Source organism: Nonomuraea lactucae, from assembly GCF_003313395.1.
GTDB classification, from domain to species: domain Bacteria; phylum Actinomycetota; class Actinomycetes; order Streptosporangiales; family Streptosporangiaceae; genus Nonomuraea; species Nonomuraea lactucae.
Map to the genome: position 1 here is coordinate 1 of NZ_QNFZ01000651.1, position 2,786 is coordinate 2,786.

Sequence of the window (2,786 nt, forward strand, 5' to 3'; positions counted from 1 at the left end):
CGACAGCCGCGCGCATGGCCAGCGGGTGCGGATCGCCGCGACCAGCCCCGCCGCGACGGGCGCCGCGGCGGAGGTGCCCGAGTCGGGCTCGGCCTGGCCGAACGCCTTGGAACCGGAGAAGTGTGTGTAGGCGCAGATGTCGGGTTTGCGGGCGCTCAGCCGTCCCGGCCCCTGCGAGGAGTAGCCGACCCGCTCGCCGCTGACGTCGACTCCGCCGATCGACAGCGCCTTGGGGTGGGAGTTGGCGCCCACGATCGGCCGGTCGGGGAAGGCGCACCGGCCGTCGCGGCACTGGGTCCCGCAGTTGCCCGCCGCGAACAGCACGTCTGCGCCCGCCTGCTCCAGGGCGGCCACCATCAGGTTGAACGGGTGCGCGGCACTGTCGGAGTAATTGCCGGGATGCCCGACGGGGAAGTCCCACTCCGGGGAGAACGACCCCCACGAGTTGTTGACGACCAGCGCCCTGGACTCCTCGGGCTGCGCGGCGAGCACGTCGCGCAGGTGCGCGAACGCGGCGACCCCGTCCGACAGCAGCCCGTCGAGAGCCGAGCCGCCGGGACGGGGCGACAGCAGCAACGGGATGTCGATCACCGAGGCGCGGGGCGCGGCGATGAGCGCGTCGAAGGCGCACATCGTGCCGTGGTCCACCTCGAACTCGCCCGGCCTGCCCACGACGCCCGAGGGAAGCCAGCTGCGCGCGGCGTCGAGGATGACGTCCCGGCCGAGCTGCCTGGCGGTGTGAAGGGCGTTCACGCCGGTGTCGAGCACGGCCAGCGCCACCCCGCTCCCGTCGAGCCCCTCGGCGCGCAGGGCGGCGACGTTGAGCAGCCGTTCGACGTCGTGCCAGTCGCCGACCGGCGCGTCCCCGCCGCAGGTGAGGCTGGTCTCGATCACCGGATCGGCGAAGACGCCTGCCACGTCGGGGCGCGCCGCGAGCAGCATCGCCACCCGGGTGGCCGTCTCGTCGTCGGAGATCGTGCCCCGCACCAGCACCGAGGCGTCCTCGGCGGCCAGCGAGAAGTCGAGCGGCTGGTTCAGCGAGAGCGGGTCGCCGCCCGCGGGCGGGACCGGGCGAGGCACGGCCACGGGAGAGAAGCCGGGGTCGAGCTCGACTCCCGGCAGGCCGTCGGCGACGTCGGCCGCCGCGACCGCGGTGCCGGGGTCGGTGACGGCCGCGACCAGGTCGGGAGAGGGACGGAGCTGGATCATGACCCGCATGAGTGTCACCACCGGAGATCTGGAGGGAATGGAACGTCCCAACGTTCCTCCATCAGCCCCGGCGCGTCCAGCCGTCCTTATGGGGCGTGACCTGCTAAAACACCACAATGTTCGCTAACCGGGCGGTGATTGTTCGGTCGCGGCAGGGCTTCCTTGTTCCCCGTCCGTTCACTACGGTGAGACGTCATGACGCTCCAGGCGCAGAAGCCGGTCTCCGGGGGCACAGGGGACCATTGGCTGACCGTGCGGCCGAGGCTCGTCCTCGCCAGCGGGTTCATGCTCTTCCTGGAGCTCGCGCTGATCCGCTGGACCGGGTCGAACGTCGTGCACCTGAGCTACTTCACCAACTTCGTGCTGCTCGGCTCGTTCCTCGGCATCGGGCTCGGCTTCCTGCGCGTCGGCCGGTCCGGGCGCCAGCCGTACTACTCGCCCGTCGTGCTGTTCGGCCTGGTGATCGTCGTCCTCACGTTCCCCGTCACCGTCGACCGCGACACCGAAGGCGTCCTCTACTGGACGAGCCTCGCCACCGCCGGGCCGCCCGCGTGGCTCATCCTGCCGGTCATCTTCTGCGCGGCGGCGCTGGTGCTCATGGGCCCGGCCGAGCTCGTCGGCCGCTGCTTCCCCGAGCTGCCGCGGCTGGAGGCCTACCGCTACGACCTCATCGGCAGCCTCGCCGGGATCGCCGCGTTCACCGCGCTGTCGTTCCTGAGCGCGCCGCCCGTCTACTGGGGGGTCATCGCCGCCGTCGCCTACGGGCTGCTGCTCGCGCCCCGGCCGCTGGTGCCGTATCTGGGGCTCGTCACCGTGCCCTCCGTGGCCGTCGTGGTGCTGCTGCTCGCCGAGTCGCTGACCGCGGGGGCCATCTGGTCGCCCTACTACAAGGTGACCCACCGCCAGTTCGACCAGCTCGGCGTGCCGGTGACCGACATCTCCGTGAACGGCATCCCGCACCAGCAGGCCGTGCCCGCCGCCGCCCGGTTGCAGTGGGAACGCCAGTACGGCCTGCCGTACGAGCGCGCCGCCGCGCCGCCCAAGGACGTGCTCATCGTCGGGGCGGGCAGCGGCACCGACGTCGCCATCGCCCTGTCGAAGGGCGCCGGCCGGGTGGACGCCGTCGAGATCGATCCCAAGCTGCGCGAGCTGGGCGGCTCCACCCACCCCGACCGCCCCTACGACGACCCCCGGGTGACCACGCACGTCACCGACGGGCGCGCCTTCCTCGAACGCACCTCCGGCAAGTACGACCTGATCCTCTTCGCGCTGCCCGACTCGCTCACCCTCGTGTCGGGGGCCAGCTCGCTCCGGCTGGAGAGCTACCTGTTCACCGAGGAGGCCATGCGCTCGGCCCGCGAGCACCTCAAGCCCGGCGGCGCCTTCTCCATGTACAACTACTACCGCGAGAGCTGGCTGGTAGACCGGCTCGCCTCCACCGTGCAGGCCGCCTTCGGGCACCGGCCGTGCGTGGACGTGGTCAGCACCGCCGGGCAGCAGGCCGTCATCACCGCCGGCCTGACGCCCGGCGCGCAGCGGTGCGCCGCGCCCTGGGCCGGCGCCACGGCCGGCACGCC

General features: G+C 72.5%; 2 protein-coding genes. One reads left to right on the forward strand and one right to left on the reverse strand.

The features are described from left to right. Positions 1-1,218 (reverse strand): S8 family serine peptidase (locus DQW85_RS24825; protein WP_113702414.1); only part of this gene is annotated, 1,218 nt, incomplete at its 3' end. Positions 1,219-1,404: 186 nt separating this feature from the next. On the opposite strand from DQW85_RS24825, the gene DQW85_RS24830 reads away from it, so the two are divergent. After that, on the forward strand, positions 1,405-2,786 hold a 1,382-nt coding region (locus tag DQW85_RS24830; protein ID WP_113702413.1), incomplete at its 3' end, for a spermine/spermidine synthase domain-containing protein.